A 22,566-nucleotide genomic window follows, 5' to 3' on the forward strand; every position below is an offset into this window, starting at 1 on the left:
GCATTGGGCGCTACCGGTAATGCACCTGCCGACCATGGGTCGGCACTACAGGTTTGGCTTTATCGGTAATGCCCCTGCCGACCATGGGTCGGCACTACAGGCAGCGCAGCACTGGCTAGAATGGCTGGGCACGCCCCCCGCTGCCAGCCTGACTGACCCGATGCGTATTGACCCTGCCGAAATCGAAGCCCTGTTCGACGCCATTCCCAGCGTGCTGTTTTTCGCCAAAGACATCGATGGGCGCTACACCCACGTCAACATGACGATGATGCAGCGGCTGGGGATGAAGTCGCGCAACGACGCGATCGGCAAGCGGGCGGACGAGTTGTACCCGGTTGGCATGAGCGAGGCCTATACCGAGCAGGACGCGCGGGTACTGGCCGGCGAGGTGATCGAGAACGTGATGGAGCTGCAGTTGTTCCCCAACCAGCAGCCGGGGTGGTGCCTGACCTGCAAACGCCCTATTGTCGAGAACGGCAAGGTGGTCGGTTTGATCGGTATCTCGCGTGACCTCGGTCAGCGCGGTGGACTGGAGTCGCAGTACGAGCCGTTGCGACTTGCGTTGGATTACCTCAACACGCATTACGCAGAGAACGTGCGCATGCAGACGCTGCTGGATATCACCGGCTTCTCGCTGTCCAAGCTGGAGCGTTCGTTCCGCAAGGTGTTTCAGATGACTCCGCAGCAGGTGCTGACGCGCCTGCGCATCCAGATTGCATTGCATCTATTGCACGGCGAGGACAGCGTGGCCAGCATCGGCCAGGCCTGTGGCTTCAGTGACCAGAGCGCCTTCACCCGCAAGTTCAAAGCGGAAGTCGGCATGGCACCGCGCCAGTACCGGGCGATGATCGCCGAGCGTGCGCAACAGGAAGCCGCCCGCGCGGAGCTATGACTTCCGGCGGTGTTGGGCGGCGATCGAGGGGCAGATGATGCGGAGCTGATGGGCGTCGCGCCCATGCCTTTCCGTAAGGAGCCTTGATGCGCCGTTCCCTTGTTGTTGCTGTTGGTTTTGCCCTTTCCTGCATCGCCACGCCTGCTGTATTTGCTGCCGAGCCTGTCGCAGCTGGCGCCGGTCAGAACGAAATCACCACGCAGTTGCCGCGTACCGCACGTCCGGATCACTATCGGGTGCAGATCACTCCGCACGCAGGGAAGATGCGCTTCGACGGCAAGGTCGGCATCGAACTGGAAGTGCTGCAGCCCACCAATAGCATCGTGTTGCAGGCAGCGGGCATGCGTTTCGGCAAGAGCCAGCTGCAGGCGGTTGGTGGCAGCAAGCCAATACCAACCACGGTCAGTGTCGATGAAGCCAACCAGACTGCAAGCTTCGTCGCCGCCGCGCCGCTGGCGCCGGGGCGCTACACGCTGAGTATCGATTACAGCGGCACCATCAACACGCAGGCCAATGGCTTGTTTGCGCTGGACTATCCCGTAGCTGACGGCAGCAGGAAGCGCGCGCTGTTCACCCAGTTCGAGAACTCCGATGCGCGCCGCTTCATTCCGTCGTGGGACGAGCCGGGCTTCAAGGCTACGTTCGATCTGACTGTGACCGTGCCGGAAGCCGAGATGGCGGTCAGCAACATGCCGGTGATCAGCAGCAAGTCGCTGGGCAAGGGGCTGAAGCAGGTGGTGTTCCAGACCACGCCGAAGATGTCGACCTACCTGCTGTTCTTCTCCAGCGGCGAGTTCGATCGCGCCACCGTAAAGGAAGGCGACACCGAGATCGGCGTGATTGCGCAGACGGGCAAGGTGGAGCAGGCGCAGTTCGCGCTGGAAGGCAGCGCCGAGGTGCTGCGTGAGTACAACGATTACTTTGGCGTGAAGTATCCGCTGCCCAAACTCGACAACGTCGCCGCACCTGGCGGCAGCCAGTTCTTCAGTGCAATGGAGAACTGGGGTGCGATCTTCACCTTCGAATACGCCTTGCTGCTGGACCCAGCCGTGTCCAGCGTCTCCGACAAGAAAGCCGTGTTCTCGATTGCCGCGCATGAGATCGCGCACCAGTGGTTCGGTAACCTGGTGACGATGGCGTGGTGGGATGACCTGTGGCTCAACGAAGGCTTCGCCTCGTGGATGGAGGCACGCACTACCCGCAAGCTGCATCCGGAGTGGGACATCAACAACGTTGATGCCGCACATACCAGCCGCGGCGCGATGGGGCGCGATGCCTACGTCACCACCCATCCGATCGTGCAGCACGTGGAGACGGTGGAGCAGGCCAGCCAAGCCTTTGATGGCATCACCTACGGAAAGGGCTCGGCGGTGATCTCGATGTTCGAAGACTACGTTGGGACCGATGCCTGGCGTGATGGCGTGCGCCGTTACATCGCTGCCCATGCTTACGGCAATGCCGTCACCGATGACCTGTGGGCCGAGATCGACAAGGCAGCGCCTGGCAAGCGCTTCATGGAAGTCGCACATGATTTCACCCTGCAGCCGGGCGTGCCCTTGATCCGTGCCAGCAGCAGCTGTGTGGCCGGCAACACCCAGGTGAAGTTGAGCCAGGGCGAGTACACGATTGATCGCAAGGACAAGCAGCCGCTGCATTGGCGCGTGCCGGTGAGTCTGCGCGTTGGCAATGGCGAGGTGGTGCACATGCTGGTCGACGGCGACACCAACGTGCAGCTGCCGGGCTGCAGTGGACCGCTGCTGGTCAATGCCGGGCAAAAGGGCTATTACCGCACCTTGTATGCGCCGACGCAGTTCATGGCGCTGAGCGCAGGCTTCGACAAGCTGCCGGTGGTCGACCAACTCGGCGTGATGATGGACACCAGCGCATTGGCTGCAGCTGGCCTGCAGCCCGACGCGGATTTGCTGGATTTGATCGCGAAGATCAACGCCGATGCGCCCAACGACCTGTGGGACATGGCCTCCGGCACACTGAGCGGGATTGACGGCATGTTCGACGGTGATACCGCGCGGCAGGCCGCCTTCCGCAGCTACGCACGTTCGCGTTTGTCGCCGGTTCTGCAGTCACTGGGTTGGGACGGCAAGGACAGCGACTCGGCGCAGACCAAGGAGTTGCGTAGCGGGCTGATCGGCACTTTGGCGGCGTTGGACGATGCGCAGGTGATTGCCGAAGCGCAGCGTCGTTTTGATGCTTTCCTGGCCAAGCCGGATTCGCTGTCGCCGGACCTGCGCAGCAGCGTGCTGGGCGTGGTGGCACGCAATGCGGATGGGGCGACCTGGGACAAACTGCACACGCTGGCCAAGCAGGAAACCTCGGCAATGGTGCGCGACCAGTACTACGGCCTGCTGGCCCTGCCCAAGGACAGGGTGCTGGCACAGCGGGCATTGGACATGGCGCTGACCGACGAGCCGGGTGCGACCAACAGTGCAGGAATGATTGGCGGCGTATCGCGCGAGCATGCGGATCTGGCCTTCGACTTCGCCGTTGCCCATCGTGAGAAGGTGGATGGCCTGGTCGATAGCACCTCTCGCGCGCGCTATTACCCGGGCCTGGGCCGTAATGCGGACAACCTGCAGATCGTGGACAAGATCAAGGCATTTGCTGATGCGCACATCGCACCGACCTCGCGGCGTGATGCGGAAACGGTGATTGCCGGAATCCAGACCAAGCTGCGGCTGCGCGAAGAGCGCAAGCCGCAGGTGGATGCCTGGTTGAAGCAGAAGGGGTATTGAAGCGCTGTAGCTGTTTGCTCAAAGCCCCTCTCCCTCTTGCGGGAGAGGGGTTGGGGTGAAGGGCAGCTTCCAGCTAAGCAAAGTCAAAAGCCCCCCTCATCCGCCCGTTGGGCACCTTCTCCCGTGAACGGGAGAAGGGAAGGCCTGAGCCAGAGCAAGAGCCAAGGCTAAAGCTAAAGCTAAAGCTAAAGCCAAAGCCAAAGCTAAAGCTAAAGCTAAAGCTAAAGCCAAAGCTAAAGCCAAAGCCAAAGTCCTGCCCTGCTAGCAGCACCGATCAAGAAAGATCAGCTGCTTCACTCTCCTAATCGTCACAAGAAAACAGCCGGCTTTCGCCGGCTGCTTTCATTCACACATCAGGCAATCAAGCCCTGATCACGCCTCGACATCTTCCTTGTACGCATCCACCGGGATGCAGGCGCACATGATGTTCTTGTCGCCGTAGACGTTGTCCACGCGGGCAACCGGCGGCCAGTACTTCTGCAGCTTCAGCGACGGCAGCGGGAAGGCTGCCAGCTCACGCGGATACGCGTGCGTCCACTCGCTGGCCGACACTGCACCGGCAGTGTGCGGGGCGTGCTTGAGCGGGTTGTCCTCGCGGTCCAGCTTGCCGTCTTCGATGGCCTGGATTTCCTCGCGGATCTGGATCATCGCGTCGATGAAGCGATCCAGCTCGTGCTGCGATTCGCTCTCGGTCGGCTCGACCATCAGCGTGCCGGCGACCGGGAAGCTCAGGGTCGGGGCGTGGAAGCCGAAGTCGATCAGGCGCTTGGCCACGTCCTCGGCACCGATGCCGGAGGTCTTCTCCAGCGGACGCACGTCGAGGATGCACTCATGCGCCACCAGGCCGTTACGGCCGGTGTACAGCGTGGCGTAGTGCGGGGCCAGGCGCTTGGCGATGTAGTTGGCGTTGAGCAGTGCAACCTGGGTTGCCTTGCGCAGGCCGGCGGTGCCCATCAGGGTGATGTACATCCAGCTGATCGGCAGGATCGAGGCGCTGCCGAAGCTGGCGGCGCTGACCATGCCGACCGGGCCGTTGTCGCCCAGCTTGCCCGGCAGGAACGGCGCCAGGTGCGACTTCACCGCGCACGGGCCAACGCCCGGGCCGCCGCCGCCGTGCGGGATGCAGAAGGTCTTGTGCAGGTTCAGGTGCGACACGTCCGAGCCCCACTTGCCGGGCTTGGCCACGCCGACCAGGGCGTTCATGTTGGCACCGTCGGTATACACCTGGCCGCCGTGCTTGTGGATGATCTCGCAGATCTCGACAACTTCTTCCTCGAACACGCCGTGCGTGGACGGGTAAGTCATCATGATCGCGGCCAGGCGGTCGCTGTACTTCTCGGCGTTGCGGCGGATGTCCTCGACATCGACGTTGCCGTTGCTGTCGGTCTTGGTCACGACCACGGTCATGCCGCACATCTGTGCCGAGGCCGGGTTGGTGCCGTGCGCCGAGTCCGGAATCAGGCAGATGTCGCGATGGCCTTCGTTGCGCGAGCGGTGGTAGGCGCGGATTGCCAGCAGGCCGGCGTATTCGCCCTGCGCGCCGGAGTTCGGCTGCAGGCTCACGGCGTCATAGCCAGTGCACTCGACCAGCATCGCTTCCAGGCCGTCGATCAGTTCCTTGTAGCCCTGCGCCTGATCAGCCGGTGCCAGCGGGTGGATGTTGGCGAATTCCGGCCAGGTCACCGGGATCATCTCGGCGGTGGCGTTGAGCTTCATGGTGCAGCTGCCCAGCGGGATCATGGTGCGATCCATCGCCAGGTCCTTGTCGGCCAGCGAACGCAGGTAGCGCAGCATCTCGTGCTCGCTGTGGTGCGTGTTGAACACCGGGTGGGCGAGGAAGTCGCTGGTACGCAGCAGGCTCTTCGGCAGTGCGTCGGTGGTGCTGGCATCGAGTGCGTCCACGTCGACGCTGGCGTCGAACAGCTGGCCCAGTGCGACGACGTCGGCGCGGGTAGCGGTTTCGTCCAGGCTGATGCCTACCGAACCGGCGTCGATGATGCGCAGGTTGATGCCGGCGGCTTCGGACTTGGCCTTCAGTGCGGCCGAATCAACGCCGGTGATATGCAGGGTGTCGAAGAAGTCGTTGCCGACCGCCACGCCCTTGCCACGCAGAGCAGCGGCGAGGATGGCAGCCAGGCGGTGGGTGCGGCGGGCGATGCGCTGCAGGCCTTCCGGGCCGTGGTAGACGGCGTACATCGAGGCCATCACCGCCAGCAGCACCTGTGCGGTACAGATGTTGGAAGTGGCCTTCTCGCGGCGGATGTGCTGCTCGCGGGTCTGCAGGGTCAGGCGGTAAGCGGCCTTGCCTTCGGCATCGACCGAGACGCCGATCAGGCGGCCCGGCATCGAGCGCTTGTAGGCATCACGGCAGGCCATGAAGGCGGCATGCGGGCCGCCGAAACCGAACGGCACGCCGAAACGCTGGCTGTTGCCGATGGCGATGTCCGCGCCCCATTCGCCGGGAGCGGCGATCAGGGTCAGTGCCAGCAGGTCGGTGGCAACCGCAACCAGGCCCTGGCGGGCGTGCACGGCCTCGACCAGCGCCTTGTAGTCGCCGATGTTGCCGAGGCTGTCCGGGTACTGCAGCAGCACGCCGAAGGTGTCGGCGCTCAGCGCATCAGCCGGCTTGCCGATCAGCAGTTCGATGCCCATCGGCTCGGCGCGGGTGCGCAGCAGTTCCAGCGTCTGCGGGTGCACGCTGTCCTGCACGAAGAAGACCTTGGACTTGGACTTGGCCGAACGCTTGGCCAGGGTCATCGCTTCGGCGGCGGCGGTGGCTTCGTCCAGCAGCGAGGCGTTGGCGATTTCCATGCCGGTGAGGTCGGCGACCATGGTCTGGAAGTTGATCAGCGCTTCCATGCGGCCCTGCGAGATTTCTGCCTGGTACGGCGTGTACGCCGTGTACCACGCCGGGTTCTCGAGGATGTTGCGCAGGATCACGTTCGGCGTATGGGTGCCGTAATAGCCCTGGCCGATGAAGCTGCGCAGGACCTTGTTCTTGTCAGCGATGGCGCGGATCTTGGCCAGCGCATCGACTTCGGTCAGCGACTCGGGCAGCGCCAGCGGTGCCGGCGACTTGATCGAACCCGGCACGATGGCGTCGGTGAGTGCTTCGAGCGAATCGTGGCCAACGGTGCGCAGCATCTGCGCGATTTCAGCGTCGTTGGGGCCGATGTGGCGGTCGACGAACGCGGAATGGTGTTCGAGTTCGCGCAGCGAAAGAGTGTTCTGGGTCATGGCTGACGTCCGGAGAAGGCATGCAGGGCAGGGGCGGTGAGCCAGGTCTGCCCGGTTGCCGTCCGGGTGCCGCGCACGCGCGCCACCACAGCCGGCAAGCCAAAGGCTTACCTCGCGCCCCTCTGTCCTTTTGCCTGAGAGTTTGGAAGCGACGCGACGAGGATCGTGCGCTTCGTGCACCTTCGGCGCCGGATTGAACCGGTCTCTCCAGAGTTTTGCTACGGGTGGTATCGGGCCTGAGCGATTACGGGCGTTTGCGCCTTCGGCAGCGGGGGTGAACCGCTTCTCCCACCTTGTTCGTACAGCTTGCCGATTATAGCTCGGTATAACCCGGTAAAGGCCCGGGGCAGACCCGCGCAGCGGCTTGGATTACCATCTGCATCCCGGTTTCAATCCCGCGCGTTGCACGCGTACGGCCGGGCATCCCGGAACCGCTGGCTGAAGCGGGTGAATGTCCGGACAAATTGCCGCATCATGGCCGTCCAGCGCCGTCGCGCCCGGCCCTGTTCATTCTGTCCCCACCCCACATCGGCTCCCGCGCCGGTGCCGTTGCTGGTTAGTGAAAGCCATGGAAGCAAACAAGCAGGTTTCGCTGCGCCGTATCGCCATTCTGGTGGCCGGCCTGTCGATGTTCGGCCCGTTCGCGATCGATGCGGTGTTCCCCGCGTTCCCGCACATGGGCGCTGATCTGGGCGCCGACAAGCTGGCGATGCAGCAGGTGATCAGCGTCTATCTGTTGGCGTATGCGCTGATGAGCCTGGTGCACGGTGCGCTGTCCGATGCGTTGGGCCGCAAGGTGGTGATCATCGGCGGGCTGGTGGTGTTCATCGGCGCATCCATCGGCTGTGCACTGTCCACGGACATGGGGACCTTGCTGCTGTTCCGCTTCCTGCAGGGCTTGTCGGCTGGCGTTGGCTACATCATCGGCCGCGCGGTTATCCGCGACCTCTACGACGGCGATGATGCGCAACGTCTGATGAGCCAGGTCTCGATGATCTTCTCCATCGCTCCGGCCATTGCTCCCATCATCGGCGGCTGGTTGCTGGGCTGGACGCAATGGCAGGGCATCTTCTGGTTCCTGGTCGGGTTCTCGGCGCTGTTGCTGCTGATCACCTGCATCTGGCTGCCGGAAACCCATCCGCCGCATGCGCGGCTGAGCCTGCACCCCAAGCGCCTGCTGCAGGACTACGTCAGCATCGGCATCAATCCGCGCTTCCTGCGTCTGGCCCTGGCTGGTTCGCTGGGCTTCGGTGGCTTGTTCCTGTACATCGCTTCGGCGCCAGCCTTCGTGCTCGATCTGCTGCACATGAACGAGCGCCAGTTCGCCTGGTTGTTCATTCCGACCATCGGCGGCATGGCTTTGGGCGCGTATGCCTCCGGCCGCGCGGCTGGGCGCGTGGATGGCGCGCGGGCGGTGCGTATCGGTTACTGCTTCATGGCGGTCGCGGCCATCTACAACATCAGCTACAACGCCTTCGCCACCGAAATGACGGTGCCGTGGGCGGTGCTGCCCTTCACCCTGACCTCGTTTGGCGTGGCCCTGATCTTCCCGATCCTGACCCTGGCGATCCTCGACATGTACCCGCGCCAGCGGGGCACAGCCTCGTCGATGCAGGCATTCAGCACGCTGGTCACCAACGCCATCATCGCCGGCGTGCTCTCGCCGATGCTCAGCCGCAGCGGCCTGAGCCTGGCCATCGGCGCGGCCCTGTTTGGCCTGGGCAGCTGGGCGATGTGGAAGTGGGAGCGGGTCAGCCAGCGCGCCCAGCGCGATGAAACCGCGTCCTGACACGAATTCACCCCCGCATCGGGGACAATAGCCGCGCCGCCATCACCGGCGGCCGTTCAAAGAGTGAACAACTGATGTCGATCCAATCCAAAGGCCGCCGTGAGGCGAAGAAGAAGCTGGCCGAGCGCGCGCGCAACCAGGCCGAAGCCAATCCGCCGGTAAAGGCCAAAGTTGAACCGCATGCCGAACTGCGCGACCAGCACCGGGCATTGCTGGCCGGCATCGTCCGCCGTGATGGCGAGTGGGTGCTGGGCATGGATGGCAAGATTGCCGGTGAAACCACCAGCGCCGCCCGCGTGCTGGCGCTGATCATGCAGGCCGCCGAATGGCACGAGAACAACGACACGCCGGTGCGGTTGATGTACTCCGATGTGCTCAAGGACGCCGCGCATGCCGAAGCAGCGGAGCAGGGCATCGACTTCGATACCTACAAGCGCAATCTGGCCGGTGAGCTGGGAGCGGTGGGCAAGGCGGCTGCGGGCACGCATTGAGCCTGCGTACAAACTTGAAACCCACAAGGGCGCCGTTGGCGCCCTTGTGGGTTTCAAGCTCCGAGTTTTCGCTACTACCCTTTGTGGGAGCGGCGTAGGCCGCGAAGCACGTGCCAAGTCCTCTGCAATCCGGCCTGTTCATCGCTGAAGTTTCTGCCAAGCATGGCTCGGGAGCTTTGCTTCAGTTCTATCGGTGAAGCCTCTGCCGAGCATGGCTCGGCACTACGGGGTGTTTGGCTCTTGTTGCCCGTGTAGAGACAGCGCCCTCGGTGAGTTGTCATTTCTGTGGCGGTGGTGGGGCTTCTTTCAGTGTTCCGGTGGTGTGATGACCGCCTGCAGCTGCACAGTCGATGTCGCGTGCAGGTGTCCACTTTACGGCGGTGCCTGTAACCACCGGCCTGACGAATCGCCACGGCCAGAACCCGAAGTGCTGGGCACCGTTGTAGTGAATGACCGCATCTGCACCGGCGGCCTTGGCATCAGTCACGACGATGGGAAGGAGGTCGTTGACACTTCCATAGCTGCCTTTGCCGTAGTCGAGCTCTTTTACGACGGTGTACGTAAACTCAGACGGAGGCGTTCCGGTGAAAAGACAGAGTCCACTCTTGGTGTCGTCCTGCGCGAGGTTAACGTCGGTTGCCTGCGCGCTGCAGAGTTGTGATGCACAGAAAATAACGAGGCCTGCAGCCAACTTATGACGCATCTTGGACTCCTTGTGTCGTTCGTTGGATGTTGATTCAAACATCTGTGTGAGATCCGCTTGATGTTGAGGAAGAAGGGCGCCGATACGGCGCCCTCTTCATGACCAATGCAACAAGAGTTACTTTGCGGCCACTGGCTGCGCTACCGGAGCTGCCGCCTGCCAACCACACATCTGGCCTTCGTTCTGCTGCTTCAGCCATTCCTGCAGCGGTGCGAAGTATTCCAGCATCGGGCCGGCATCGAGCTTTTCGGTGCCGGTCAGTTCCTTCAGCGTGGCCTGCCACGGCTGGCTGGAACCCTTGCTCAGCATTGCCCAGAACTTCTGCCCGGCTTCCTTGTTGCCGTAGAAGCTGCACTCGTTGAGCGGGCCGGTGTAGCCGGACGCGTCGCACAGGCCCTTGTAGAACTGGTACTGCAGGATGCGCGCCAGGAAGTAGCGCAGGTACGGGGTGTTGCCCGGTACGTGGTACTTGGCGCCGGCGTCGAAGAACTCCTCGCCGCGTGCGCTGGCCGGGGCCACGCCCTGGTACTGCGCCTTCAGTTCCCACCACTTCTGGTTGTACTGGTCCGGCTTGATCGAGCCGTCGAACACGCCCCAGCGCCAGCGGTCGATCATCAGACCGAACGGCAGGAACGACACGCCCGACATCGCCATGCGCATCTGCGCATTGATGGTGGCTTCGCGGCTTTCCTGCTGCGCGCCGACCAGGCCGATCGAGTTGAGGTACTTCGGCGTCATCGCCAGCACGATGGTGTCGCCGATGGCTTCGTGGAAGCCGTCGTTGGCACCGCCCTGGAACAACGGCGGCAACGGGTTGTAGGCCAGGTCGTAATAGATGTGGCCAAGCTCGTGGTAGATGGTGGTGAAGTTTTCTTCGTTCGGGGTGATGCACATCTTGGTGCGCACGTCCGGGCCCACGTCCTTGCCATCGCCGCCCATGTTCATGTCCCAGGCGCTGGCGTGGCAGACCACGTTGCGGTCCAGCGGCTTGATGAACTGGGTGTTCTGCCAGTAGCTCTCCGGCAGCTTGGGCATGCCCAGCGAGACGTAGAAGTCCTGCGCGCGCTCGGTCATCTGCCGGGCGGTGACCAGCTCGGCCTCACGCTGTGCCTTGAAGCGGCTTGCCGGGTCGGCGCCACCGGCCTTGGCGAGGGCGGCACTGAGGTTGGTCTGGTACTGCTTTTCCAGTGCGGCGGTGATGTCCAGGCTGCCCGCGTTCGGGTACGGTGCGGTCATGTCCCACAGGTTGCTCCAGTCCTGTTGCCACATGTTGCCGGTCAGGTGCGCGGCAATCATGCCGCCGCCGACTTCGGCCTTGTCCTTGCCGTACTCCTTGTCCAGCTTGGCGCGGGTATAGCAATGCACCTGCTCGTACAGCGGCTTGACCTGCTCCCACAGGCGGTCGGTTTCCGGGCCGACCTGATCGGCAGGCATGTCGTAGCCGCTGCGCCACATCTGGCCGGCATCGCTATAGCCCAGTTCGCGGGCGCCTTCGTTGACCAGTTCGACGAAGCGCTGGTAGTTGGCGCGCGACGGCACGGCGGTGGACTGCCAGCCCTGCCAGGCATCGAGCTGCTTGTCGTAGTCGCGCGAGGTGGCCAGCACCTTTTCCAGATCGCCGAGCTGGCGGCAGTTCTTGCTGTCGCCTTCGCCCACGCAGTAGGTGCCGGCGCCGTAGTCGCCTTCCAGCTTGGTGGCGATGCCGGCCAGTTCGGCCAGCTTCTGCGGGTCGCGCGGGGCGGGCATGGAGGTCATCAGCTTGAGCAGGCTGATGGCGCGCTTGGTGTCGGCGCTCATCGGCTGGCCGTCGTACTTGTTGGCCTGCTCGATCCAGCCATTGAGCACGGTCAGCCAGCGCTCGTTGGCCTTGGCCGCGACACGTGCCGAATCGTCATTGATGTAGGTGGACGACAGCCACTGCGCCGAGGTCATTTCCGGGTACATGGCCTTGTATTCGGCATTGACGCGGGCGATGAACTGGTCGGCGCTTTCGGCCGGTGCGGCCTGGGTGGTGGCCGGCTTGGCGGCGTCGGTGGCGGCGTCCTTTTTACAGGCAGCCAGCGAGAGCACGGCCACGCCAACGGCGGCGGCCAGGACCAAATGACGATTCTTCACAGCAAACCCCGGTTTGTTAAGTACCGGCGAAGGCTAGTGGGGCGGCGGCCGGGCCGCAAGTGGAGAAAGCTCAGCGCTTGAGCGCCATCAGCAGAACGCCGCCGCCGATCATCGCCACGCCCAGCCATTCGCGCCAGGCCAGGCGCTCGTGCAGGAAGGCTACGGCGAAGATGGCGACCAGCATCACGCTGAGCTTGTCGACCGGGGCTACCTGTGAGGCTGGGCCGCGTTGCAAGGCACGGAAATAGCACATCCATGAGGCGCCGGTAGCCAGGGCGGAGAGCGCCAACCAGCCGACGGTTGTGCCGGGAAGCTGCAGCGGGTTGCTCCATTTGCCGGTGGCGGCGACGAACATGGCCAGCACCACGCTGATGATGATCGTGCGCAGCAGCATCGCCATGTCTGAGTCGATGTTCTGCAGGCCGAGCTTGGCGAAGATGGCGGTCAGCGCTGCGAATACTGCGGAGAGTAGTGCCCAGGGAAGCCATTGCGGGAAGGTGGCCATGAGAGCTCCTTGTTGCAGGCAGCAGGCTGCTTGTGGGGAAAGCTGGTTTGTAGGAGCGGCGTCAGCTGCGAAGCTGATGGATCATCACAGCAACGTAAAGCAAGCAACTGCAACAGCTCCCCCCATCCGCCCTTCGGGCACCTTCCCCCGCAAGCGGGAGAAGGGACGATAGTGCAAACCCAAGGTCTGAGCCACAGCAGAAGCGCAAAGCAGAAGCGCAAAGCAGAAGCGCAAAGCAGAAGCGCAAAGCAGAAGCGCAAAGCAGAAGCCGTGACTCGATGCATTCCGTGTCCCGGCTTCCGCCACCTACCACGTTCCAAACTCCCAAGCCTGCATCGCAGCTAGCCAGAACCAGCCCAACACCAATCCCGTCAACCCATCAGCCTGCACACTCCGCGAACACATCCCGAGACCGGTCATACACCGAGGTCTGCACCTGCATCAGCCCGAGCACCGAGGGGAACAGGTTGTCCTGGTCGGTGCGCTGCGCAGACCGGCGGCGTACGCAGCTCATGTCCAGGCCACGATCTGCGGTAAACCCCGGCGAGAACCACATCACCATCGGTACCCGGGTCTGCTCTTCCGGCGCGATCGCATACGGCACGCCGTGTAGATACAGGCCCTTCTCACCCAGCGATTCGCCGTGATCGGACAGGTAGATCATCGCTGTGTCGTAGTCTTCCATTCCGCGCAGGGATGCGATGGTGCGGGTCAGGAAATGATCGGTATAGCGGATCGCATTGTCGTAGCTGTTGACGATGTCCTCGCGGCTGCACTTGCCCAGGTCCGCTGTGTCGCAAGTGGGAGCGAACTGGCGGAATTGCGCCGGATAGCGTTGGAAGTAGCTCGGGCCGTGGTTGCCCAGCTGGTGCAGCACAACCACGCGATCGCCTGGTTTGGCGCGCACCTGCGCAGCGAGATTTTCCAGAAGAATCTCATCCATGCAGCGGCCGTCGGCGCACAGGCCCGGCGTGGTTGCATCATCCAGGCGCTGGATTTCCAGACCATCGCAGACGCCCTTGCAGCCGGACTGGTTATCGCGCCACAGGGTGGCGATGCCGGCGTGTTCAAGCACGTGCAGCAGTGACTGGTGACCGCGGATCTTCTTTTCGTCGTAGTCGTGACGGCCAAACGGCGAGAACATGCAGGGCAGCGATACTTCGGTGCTGGTGCCGCAGGAATGCATGTCCGGGAAGTTGATCACGCCTGTCTGCGCCAGTTCCGGGGTGGTCTGGCGGGCGTAGCCGTTCAAACCCCAGTTCTGTGCACGCACGGTTTCGCCTACGACCAGTACCAGCAGGCGCGGCTTGCTGCCGGCGGCACGTGGCATGGCTTTGGCATCCGTGCCGAGCGGCAACTTGGGCTGCTTCTTCATGGGGCTGGAGCTGGCAAAGTTCTGCTTCAGCGCGATCAGATAGTTGGCCGGCGTGGCCAGGTAACGCACTTCACGGTGATTGCGCATCAAGGCGGAAACATTCTGGAACGACAACATGGTGCCGGCGCCGCCCGCTACGATCACGCCCAGCAGGAAGGCAACACGCCACAGCAGGGCTCGTCCCCAGCTGCGCTTGCGCAGCCGCACGCGCCACAGCAGCAGGGTCGGCAAAAGACCGTAGCCGAGCAGCGGCAGCAACAATGCTGGTGTCATCAGCTCGCGTGATTCCTTGTGGTCGGTGGCCAGCACATTGCGCAGCATGTCCGCGTCCAGATAGACGTTGTAGCTGTTCATGTAGTGCGTGGCGAAGGCGGTGGTGATGAATAGCAACGTCAACACGCCCTTGGCATTCCAGCGCCAGACAAGCAGGCCGAACAGGATTGCATGCACGCTCACCAGCAGGGCAAACAGCGACACCGCGAACAGGATGCTGCTCGGGTTGGTGGCGATGGCGCTGCGCCAGAACAAGGTGTTGCAGACCAGCGCAAAAAACACGCTGGCCAACAGGATCAGGGTCTCGGTGCTGATCTCAGGGTGCCAGTTGCGCAGGCGCGACCAGGACAGCTGCAGTCCGACAGGGCGGGGGGCAGCAACGCTCATGCGTTTTCTCCAAGGGTGCCAAGTTTGGCGCGCGACGGGGATGCGATTGATGTAGACGCCGGGAACATCCACAGATAGAGGGCGGTTGCGATCAGCCAGCTGATCGCCAGCGCCCACAGGTCATGCGAGGCAAAGTGGGCGCCGCGCAATTGCTGGGCCAGGCCGAACACCATGCCGACCAGCAGGGCGATGCTCAGTGCCGGCCAGCGCCATTGCGGGCGAACCTGCAACATGAAGAAGAACAGCGCCACCCATGCGTAGCCAGAGCCCGCATGGCCAGCCGGGAAGCAGGCGGCGTGGCCGAGGGCGACCGGGCGTTGTTCGAACAAGCCGATGAAGGGGCGCAGTCCACCGTAACGTTCCAGGTCCCAGGGGCAGTCCATATGGGTCCAGGATTTCAGCAGCGCGACGATGCTGGTGGTCAGCGCTACCGATGACAGCAGGTAGGCCAGCGGCCGCCGCAGCGGGCGCCAGCGCAGGTCCATGCAGCTGCGGATCAGCGCCAGGATCACCAGCAGGGCAACAAACCAGGTCAGGTTGCGGCCGCCCTTGTGGATAAGGTGGCTGGTCCACCACGCGTCTTTCAATGCCCATTGGTTGCCTTGCCAGCGGAACAGCTGGTCCGCAAGCCACTGGTCTCCATTGCCCGCCATCAACAACAGGCTGCCGATGGCGACAATCACCAGCGGGATCAGCAGGGTGCGCCCGGCAAAGCTCAAACGGCTGCGTTCGGCAACCGGGATCAGGGCAGTGGAAGTGGGTTGCTGCGACATGGAGCTGGGGCACCGTCAATCTGGATGCGGCCATGCTCGGTCGGCCCGTGTCGGAGACAGGTCGGAACGATGTCGTGAATTTGTCAGTGCTTCAGTTTGGCTGCCGCCAAGAGCAAGGGTGGCAAACGTAAGAGAGGCTGTACCGGATCCGATACAGCCTCTCTTGCCTATGCTTCAAGCACTCCGGTTCAAGGAGTGCGCTGCAGTTTTCAGACGTCAATCGCCGTCGCTTTCCAGTGCGTTCTCACTGCCAGCGACCACGCCGTGGGTCTTGGTGACGCAATCGGCGTGCAATGCGGTGCCGGGCAGCAGCTGCCAGTTGTTGCGGTTGGCACTGCCGATGTCGATGACCTGGCTTTGGTCGGCGCAAGGCGTCATCGCCTTGTCCAGCACGAACAGCCAGCGCCGTTGTGGGTCTTCAGTCACCCAGCGTGCAGCGTCTTCCCATTGTTCGGCGACCGGGCGTTTGAAGCCGAAATCGGTGGCCTGCGGATGGGTCTGCAGCAGGTTCTGCTCACGCCAAGCTACCATGCCCAGCTCCGCGTCCGGGCCGATGCGCGCGCGCGCCTTGTCCATCACCAGTGAAGCGGAGCTGTAGGGATCAAGTGCAGGCATTGCGCCTAGGCCATACATCGACCACAGCATTACCGTGGTCAACACCACCGCCAGCCCGGCACGACGCAGTCGCAATACCAGCACCAACAGTAGCGAGGCGGCGCCGAAGCCGATCAGCCACCAGCCGACCTGCGGCAGCACCCATGGATCGATCGCGCGCTTGATCGCGTTGCGCTGGGCCCAGCCATCGCCGTGCACCGCTCCATAGCCGACCACCAGCGTGGCCACGGCCAATAGCAGCACATACAGCAGCAGCAGCCAGCGCACGCCGGTGCGGCGTAGCAGGCCGGGCAGCAGTGGTGCCGCGGCTACGGCCAGGGCAGGCAGCATCGGCAGGATGTAGACCTCGCGCTTGCCCGGGCTGGCGCTGAAGAACAGCAGTACCAGCAGGGCCCAGCCCAGCAGCAGGATGTAGCGTGGATCGGCACGGCGGCAGCGGCGCCACCAGGCCGGTAGCAGCCACGGCGCCAGCAGGCTGCCTGGCAGCCACAGCGTGGCCATTACCTGCAGGTAGTACCAAAACGGTTGGTGGTGGTGCCAGGCGTTGGCGTAGCGGGTACCGGTCTGCTTGAACAGCAGTTCCTTGGCATAGGACTGCAGGTGCGGATCGGGGTTCTGCAGCAGGGCGATGGCCAGTGGACCCAGCCAGATAGCGGTGCCGGCCAGGAAGGCGGGCAAGAGGAGCCACCAGCCCCAGCTGCGGCCCGGCCCGGCCGCCTGCGGGTGACGCCAGCGCCAGGCCATCCACGGCAGCAACATCAGCAGCGGCAGGAAGCCAACGCCCTTGGTGACGGTACCCGCACCGGCCGCGAAAGCTGCCAGTGCCAGTGCCCACCAGTTCGGGCCAAGCAGCAGATGCCGCACCAGCCCCCATAGCGCCAGTGTGGTCATGCCGACCAGTACCATGTCGATCTGCGCGCGTTTGGCCATCAGCCCGAACTGGATGCAGACGAACAGGCCGACCACCGCATAGCGGGCGATCTGCCGGTTCCACAGCCGCCGACTCATGTCCCAGGTCAGCCAAAGCGTGAGCAGGGCTGCCAGCAACGACGGCACCAGGAAGGACAGGTTCCAGTCCCCAATCACCTTGTAGGTGGCGGCCTGGATCCACATGAAGGTGGCTGGCTTCTCCGCATACAACTCGCTGCCGCGTTGCGGCAGCAGCCATTGCCCGGTCTCCACCATGTGCCGCGCTGCAAGCACGAAGCGGGGCTCGTCGGGCGGTTGCGGTGAGCGCATGCCCAGCCCCGCCAACAGGCTGGCGATGACCAACGCGATGAGGATGGCAAACCATGGTTTTGTGCTGGAAGAACGCGGTGGATTTGGGCGCACAGGCGGCTCGGTGTCAAAGGCTGGCGGGATGATGACGCATACAACGTTGGAAACGCGTCGAAACGGTAGCGGCACAACGGTCATATTGCCGGCTTCGGCGGTATTTCGACGACAATCTGACGGCTGCGGCGCTAGGATACGTCGGTAATGCCTCGGCCCGGGGCAGCAAGGTCATGCCCGCATGCGGCTGCTGGTCATTGAAGACAATCGCAATCTGATCGCCAACCTGTTCGATTATTTCGAAGCGCGCGGGCACACCTTGGACGTGGCCCCGGACGGCATCACCGGCCTGCACCTGGCCGGCACCCAGAGCTACGACGCCATCCTGCTGGACTGGATGCTGCCGCGCATGGAAGGGCCGGAAGTGCTGCGCAAGCTGCGCGAGGAGTTCCGCTCGGAGGTGCCGGTGATCATGCTCACCGCCCGCGACGAGCTGCCGGACAAGATCACCGGCTTCCGTGCAGGCGCCGATGACTACCTGACCAAACCGTTCGCGCTGCCGGAGCTGGAGGTGCGGCTTGAAGCGGTGCTGGCGCGCACGCACGGGCGTAATCCACGCAAGCGGCTGGAGGTCCATGACCTGAGTCTGGACATGGCGACGTTTGAGGCCCGCCGCGGTGGTCAGGTGCTGCATCTCTACCCGGCTTGCCGCAAGCTGCTGGAAGTGCTGATGCGCGCCAGCCCGGCGGCGGTTACCCGCAATCAGCTCGAATACGCGCTTTGGGGCGATGAGCCGCCGGATGGTGACATGCTGCGCTCGCATATCTACGAGCTGCGGCGCGCGGTAGACGGCCCGTTCGAGCAGAAGCTGCTGCAGACCTTGCCGCGTGTCGGCTATCGCCTGTCCGCGCCGGTGGCGGAAAGCGCACAATGAAACGCCGTACCCTGCGTCGCAAGTTGTTGGGCTGGTTGGCTGTGTATGTGGCGCTGATAACAGTGGCCGTGTTCAGTGCCGCCAACTATGTACACGAACATGCCGAGCACGCGGTGTGGCGCTCGCTGTTGAACACCGAGCTGGACAGCATCATTGGCCAGATGCGTGTCGATCCCGCCTACCATTGGCAGGATTCGGATACCTTGCATTTCTACGCCGTCAGTGAGCCGGGTGGGATTCCTGAAGAATTGGCGCAGTTGCACCCCGGCCTGCATGACGGCGCATTGCTGGGCGGCAAGCAGGCAGCCGTGATGGTGCGCGATACCAGCGATTTCGGGCGGGTGGTGTTGGCATTGGACATCACCGATTTCGGCGAACTTGAGCACTTTGTCACCCGCTGGGCGTTGCTGGCGGGCATCGGTTTGTTGCTGGTGACGCTGCTGATGGCCTGGGTCGGCATGACCCGATTGGTGCGCCCTTTGTCGGTGCTGGCGCAGGACATTGCCGAACTGCGACCGGAGCGTCGTCGCCAACAAGTGCGTGTGGACAAGCGCGGCAGTACCGAGCTGGAAGTGATCGCCGGTGCCTTGAATGATTACCTGCAGCGCAACGAGCACTTCGTCGAGCGCGAACGTGCGTTCATCAGCACCGCCAGTCACGAACTACGTACGCCGATCGCGGTGATCACCGGTGCGGCCGAGTTGGCGTTGGAGCAGCCCGGGCTGCCGGAAAGGGCGCGCCAGCAATTGCTGCGCGTGCGCAATACATCAAGCGGCATGGAACAGCTGATCCAGTTGTTGCTGGTGCTTGCGCGTGATCCGGCCAAGCTGGCGGCGATGAGTGAGCTGATAGCGCTGGATGAGCTGCTGCCGGAAATCGCCGAGGACCATCGTCATCTGGCCAAAGGCAAGGAGCTGGAGCTTGTGCTGGTGGAGCTTGCGTCCTGCCAGATCCTTGCGCCGATGGCCGTGGTGCAGGCGGCGGTTGGCAATCTGCTGCGCAATGCCATCGAGAACAGCGATCGTGGCATTGTGCGGGTTTGTATCTCGGCGGATGCCGTGCTGACCATTGAAGATCCCGGCCATGGCATGAGCCCGGAAGAAGTCGCGCAGGTGTATGCACGCATGACCAGGGGCGAGCGCAACCTGGGCGCAGGCATCGGCCTGGACCTGATTGCACGGCTGTGCGATCACCTTGGCTGGCAGCTGGAGATTCATTCGCAGCCGGAGCGGGGGACGCGGGTGACCTTGGATATGAGTAGTTCCAGACCGCGGTAGGAGCTCTTTATCTGTAGAGCGCAGCCATGCTGCGCAGGGGCTTTACCGGAAAGGCTTCTGCCGAGCATGGCTCGGCATTACAGGCTCACGGCGGCAGCAGTTCGCGCTCTATAAGCCAGCGCTTTGCATCGTCGGCGTCCTGCTCAAACCAGGCCTGGGTCGAGCCCAGCCGGTAGGTGTAGCCCCAGCTGTCCATGTCGGTCATCAGTCGCGCGCTGCCTACGCCCGGCAATTGCCCCGCCAGCACGATCTGCAGGTAGCAGGTGGCGTCTTCCTCGGGAACCGAGTCGGTGGCGTCGGTGTGCACCTGTGCACGCCGCTCGGGCGGCAGCACGATCAGGTGGCAGGACTCGTGCAGCATCGAATGCACTGGGGTGTCGTCGCGCACATAGACATCGCAGGCGATGATGCCGGCCTCGGGCTCGCCCCAGTAGCTGCCGGGAATCTTCTCGCCGGCGGCAACATGATTCAGGCGCAGGCCGTGGCGCGCGAGCAGGTTCGCAGCGTCGCTCCACTGGATATCGCCAACGCACAGCACAGGCTGGGTTGGTTCGCTGGCAGGGCTTTCGTTCACGGGCACTTGAGTCCCGGCGGCCGTGGCCGCCGGGCAGATATCACTTGTCGTCGGGCAGGGCCACGGAAATGTCGAGCACGTCGTTGGCGCCGTCCTTGACCAGGTCCACCTTGACCGCGTCGGCGTCGATGTTGACGTACTTCTTGATCACTTCCAGCAGCTCACGCTGCAGCAGCGGCAGGTAGTCCGGGCCACCGCGGGTGCTGCGTTCCTGCGCGATGATGATCTGCAGGCGGTTCTTCGCCGTTTCGGCGGTGGTCTTCTTCTGTCTCAGGAAGTCGAGCAGTCCCATGCTTATCCTCCAAACAACTTGCTGAAGAAGCCCTTCTTCTCCACGGTGGTGAAGCGCATCGGGCGCTCTTCACCGAGGATGCGGCCGACAGCGTCCTCATAGGCCTGGCCGGCCGGCGACTCGGCATCCAGAATGACCGGCTCGCCCTTGTTGGAGGCATTGAGCACGTCGCCGGATTCTGGGATGACGCCGATGGCCTTGAGCCCCAGCACTTCTTCCACGTCGGTGATGCTCAGCATCTCGCCGCTTTCAACGCGGGAGGGGCTGTAGCGGGTCAGCAGCAGGTAGGCCGGTACGGCCTTGCCGGCTTCGGCATTGGCGGTCTTGGAGTCGAGCAGGCCGATGATGCGGTCCGAGTCGCGCACCGAAGACACTTCCGGGTTGACCACGACAACGGCTCGATCAGCGAAGTACATCGCCAGGAACGCGCCCTTCTCGATGCCGGCCGGGGAGTCGCAGATGATGTAGTCGAAGCCGTCGGCAGCCAGGTCCTTGAGGACCTTCTCCACGCCTTCCTTGTTCAGTGCGTCCTTGTCGCGTGTCTGCGAGGCAGCCAGCACGTACAGGTTGTCAAAGCGCTTGTCCTTGATCAGGGCCTGCTTCAGCGTGGCCTCACCGTGGACGACGTTGACGAAGTCGTACACCACGCGGCGCTCGCAGCCCATGATCAGGTCAAGGTTGCGCAGGCCGACGTCGAAGTCGATGACGGCAACTTTCTTGCCGCGCCGCGCGATGCCGCAGGCGATGCTGGCGCTGGAGGTGGTCTTGCCGACGCCGCCCTTGCCGGAGGTGACTACGATGATTTCTGCCAAAGGATCTCTCCTGAATGTCGTTGTGAGCTGCGTCAATCCAGCGCAGCAATCATGATCTGGTCCTGTTCCAGCCACACCTGCACGGCCTTGCCGCGCAGGTTGTCCGGAATATCGTCCAGTACCTTATACCGTCCTGCAATCGCGACCAGTTCAGCGTGGAAGTCGCGACAGAAAATGCGTGCGCTGGTGTTGCCCTGGGCACCGGCCAATGCGCGGCCACGCAGCGTACCGTAGATATGGATGCTGCCGTCGGCGATGACCTCGGCACCGGCGCCTACCGTTGAGAGTACGGTCAGGTCGCAGTTTTCTGCGTAAAGCTGTTGGCCCGAGCGCACCGTGCCCAGTTGCATCTTGCCGGGCTGCGGTGCGGCGCCATCAACGGCAGCGGCCGGTGCAGCAGGGGGGGCGGCTGCGGCGCGCTTGCTCTGCTTGGGGGCTGGCGCAGGTGTCGCCGCAGGTTCGGTTTCGAGGGGTTCGTACTGGGCCCGGAACTTTGCCAGTACCGGCAGACCCAACTGCTGCGACAGGGTTTCCGTTTCGCTGGTGCCATACGCCAGTGCAACCGGAAGCACGCCTGCTTCGCGCAGGCCATTGACCAGGCTTTGTGCGGTGGCCAGGTCCGGGAGTTGGCTCAAACCACCAAAATCCAGGATCACTGCCGCGCGGCCGAACAGTTTGGGCGCGCGCGCCACGCGTTCGCGCATTTCCTGGGCCAGGCGCTCCACGTCGAGGGTGCGGATGCGCAGGTTGGCAATGCCGACCTGCCCGATTTTCAGTTCACCAGCCTGTTCGTAATCCAAATTCACTGCCATCTCAGGTTCCGGTCGGCCGCTGTTGCAGCAGCCGGCGTGTGTTGCCTACCCAGGGAACGTCGGGCAGGTTGTCGCCATAGGTCTCTTTTACCCACTCGTAGCTGCACAGATCCTTGAGCAGCATGCTGGCCCGCACATCGACCGAGGGCATGGTGTTCTGGCCGACCTCGCGGAAACCGAAGCTGCCATGGAACAGCAGGGCAGCATCGGCACCGTGGTCGAGGAAAACCTCGCAGGCCATCTGCGGGTAGCGCAGCTCAGCATAGCTCTGGGCATCGGCATAGAACGCGCGGCCGACGCCACCGCCGCGGCGGCGGCTGGCCACCACGATGCGGTCGATATAGAAGAAGCTGGGGTAGCGCTGCTGGAACCAGGCGAAGTTGCAGCTGTCATGGGCACTGTTGCTGCCGTAGCCGACCAGGAAGCCGGCCATGTTGCCGTCGCGTTCGGCAACCCGGAAGTATTCGGCGGTTTCGTAGAAACGGCGGACCTTGGCTGCATCCAGCGGAAGAATCGCAAGACCAGCGTTGTTGTTCAGTGCCAGGACGGAATCGAGCTCGTGCTCGCGCACGTCGCGGATAACAATCGACATTGTGACTCCGTGGGGTATCGCGGTCGGCCCAAAGGGCTGTGGCGCGATTATCGCATGGGTGGCATGAGCCGGGCGAGCCATCAGCGAAGGTCGCCA

18 protein-coding genes and 1 riboswitch are annotated in these 22,566 nt (G+C 63.4%); of the genes, 6 read left to right on the top strand and 12 right to left on the bottom strand.

What is annotated here, in order from left to right:
* Positions 1-160 precede the first annotated feature (160 nt).
* Both ACVOMF_RS08340 and ACVOMF_RS08345 read left to right on the top strand, forming a co-directional pair.
* A complete protein-coding gene (locus ACVOMF_RS08340) occupies positions 161-892 on the top strand; it encodes an AraC family transcriptional regulator (protein ID WP_481508903.1) in 732 nt (243 codons plus the stop codon).
* Between the two features lie 86 nt (positions 893-978).
* Positions 979-3,642: a M1 family metallopeptidase gene (locus ACVOMF_RS08345; protein WP_481508866.1), complete on the top strand. Its 2,664-nt coding sequence runs from the start codon at positions 979-981 to the stop codon at positions 3,640-3,642.
* A gap of 372 nt (positions 3,643-4,014) precedes the next feature.
* Here the strand turns inward: ACVOMF_RS08345 and gcvP are convergent, their stop codons facing one another.
* Complete coding sequence (gene gcvP / locus ACVOMF_RS08350) at positions 4,015-6,879, bottom strand: aminomethyl-transferring glycine dehydrogenase (RefSeq protein ID WP_481508867.1); 2,865 nt, start codon at positions 6,877-6,879, stop codon at positions 4,015-4,017.
* Between the two features lie 112 nt (positions 6,880-6,991).
* Positions 6,992-7,100: riboswitch (glycine riboswitch) on the bottom strand.
* Positions 7,101-7,447: 347 nt separating this feature from the next.
* On the opposite strand from gcvP, the gene ACVOMF_RS08355 reads away from it, so the two are divergent.
* Together ACVOMF_RS08355 and ACVOMF_RS08360 are read left to right on the top strand one after the other, a co-directional pair.
* On the top strand, positions 7,448-8,668 hold the full coding sequence (locus tag ACVOMF_RS08355; RefSeq protein ID WP_481508868.1) for a multidrug effflux MFS transporter: 1,221 nt from the start codon (positions 7,448-7,450) through the stop codon (positions 8,666-8,668).
* A gap of 74 nt (positions 8,669-8,742) precedes the next feature.
* Positions 8,743-9,159: a hypothetical protein gene (locus tag ACVOMF_RS08360; RefSeq protein WP_481508869.1), complete on the top strand. Its 417-nt coding sequence runs from the start codon at positions 8,743-8,745 to the stop codon at positions 9,157-9,159.
* A 277-nt stretch (positions 9,160-9,436) separates the two neighbouring features.
* Here the strand turns inward: ACVOMF_RS08360 and ACVOMF_RS08365 are convergent, their stop codons facing one another.
* From ACVOMF_RS08365 to ACVOMF_RS08390, 6 genes are all read right to left on the bottom strand, one after another.
* The gene (locus tag ACVOMF_RS08365) at positions 9,437-9,904 is read right to left on the bottom strand and encodes a hypothetical protein (RefSeq protein WP_481508870.1); all 468 of its coding nucleotides are present in this window, start codon (positions 9,902-9,904) and stop codon (positions 9,437-9,439) included.
* A gap of 75 nt (positions 9,905-9,979) precedes the next feature.
* Positions 9,980-11,977, bottom strand: coding sequence for a M2 family metallopeptidase (locus ACVOMF_RS08370; protein WP_481508871.1), 1,998 nt, complete (start codon positions 11,975-11,977; stop codon positions 9,980-9,982).
* A 70-nt stretch (positions 11,978-12,047) separates the two neighbouring features.
* Positions 12,048-12,482, bottom strand: a complete 435-nt coding sequence (locus ACVOMF_RS08375; protein ID WP_481508872.1) for an EamA family transporter — start codon at positions 12,480-12,482, stop codon at positions 12,048-12,050.
* A 379-nt stretch (positions 12,483-12,861) separates the two neighbouring features.
* On the bottom strand, positions 12,862-14,517 hold the full coding sequence (locus ACVOMF_RS08380; protein WP_481508873.1) for a phosphoethanolamine transferase: 1,656 nt from the start codon (positions 14,515-14,517) through the stop codon (positions 12,862-12,864).
* Positions 14,514-15,290 carry a phosphatase PAP2 family protein gene (locus tag ACVOMF_RS08385; protein ID WP_481508874.1) on the bottom strand — a complete coding sequence of 259 codons (777 nt, stop codon included), beginning with the start codon at positions 15,288-15,290 and terminating at the stop codon, positions 14,514-14,516. The genes ACVOMF_RS08380 and ACVOMF_RS08385 overlap by 4 nt, the downstream gene beginning before the upstream one ends.
* Positions 15,291-15,506: 216 nt before the next feature.
* Positions 15,507-17,237: an ArnT family glycosyltransferase gene (locus ACVOMF_RS08390; RefSeq protein WP_481508875.1), complete on the bottom strand. Its 1,731-nt coding sequence runs from the start codon at positions 17,235-17,237 to the stop codon at positions 15,507-15,509.
* Between the two features lie 181 nt (positions 17,238-17,418).
* Here ACVOMF_RS08390 and ACVOMF_RS08395 point away from each other — a divergent pair, with 181 nt between their 5' ends.
* Positions 17,419-18,111 carry a response regulator transcription factor gene (locus tag ACVOMF_RS08395; protein ID WP_481508876.1) on the top strand — a complete coding sequence of 231 codons (693 nt, stop codon included), beginning with the start codon at positions 17,419-17,421 and terminating at the stop codon, positions 18,109-18,111.
* Positions 18,108-19,388 (top strand): sensor histidine kinase, encoded by a 1,281-nt coding sequence (locus ACVOMF_RS08400; protein ID WP_481508877.1) that lies wholly within the window; start codon positions 18,108-18,110, stop codon positions 19,386-19,388. The genes ACVOMF_RS08395 and ACVOMF_RS08400 overlap by 4 nt, the downstream gene beginning before the upstream one ends.
* 85 nt (positions 19,389-19,473) lie before the next feature.
* Here the strand turns inward: ACVOMF_RS08400 and ACVOMF_RS08405 are convergent, their stop codons facing one another.
* Genes ACVOMF_RS08405 through ACVOMF_RS08425 form a run of 5 tightly spaced genes read right to left on the bottom strand, consistent with a single transcriptional unit; the run spans position 19,474 to position 22,470 of the window.
* Positions 19,474-19,962 (bottom strand): hypothetical protein, encoded by a 489-nt coding sequence (locus tag ACVOMF_RS08405; RefSeq protein ID WP_481508878.1) that lies wholly within the window; start codon positions 19,960-19,962, stop codon positions 19,474-19,476.
* A gap of 40 nt (positions 19,963-20,002) precedes the next feature.
* The gene (gene minE, locus ACVOMF_RS08410; RefSeq protein WP_282271139.1) at positions 20,003-20,254 is read right to left on the bottom strand and encodes a cell division topological specificity factor MinE; all 252 of its coding nucleotides are present in this window, start codon (positions 20,252-20,254) and stop codon (positions 20,003-20,005) included.
* Between the two features lie 2 nt (positions 20,255-20,256).
* Positions 20,257-21,066, bottom strand: coding sequence for a septum site-determining protein MinD (minD, locus tag ACVOMF_RS08415; RefSeq protein WP_282271141.1), 810 nt, complete (start codon positions 21,064-21,066; stop codon positions 20,257-20,259).
* 32 nt (positions 21,067-21,098) lie between these two features.
* A complete protein-coding gene (minC, locus tag ACVOMF_RS08420) occupies positions 21,099-21,878 on the bottom strand; it encodes a septum site-determining protein MinC (RefSeq protein WP_481508879.1) in 780 nt (259 codons plus the stop codon).
* 1 nt (position 21,879) lies between these two features.
* Positions 21,880-22,470, bottom strand: coding sequence for a GNAT family N-acetyltransferase (locus ACVOMF_RS08425; protein WP_282271145.1), 591 nt, complete (start codon positions 22,468-22,470; stop codon positions 21,880-21,882).
* Between the last annotated feature and the right edge of the window lie 96 nt (positions 22,471-22,566).

The sequence above is a fragment of the Stenotrophomonas sp. STEN022 genome, from assembly GCF_056760155.1.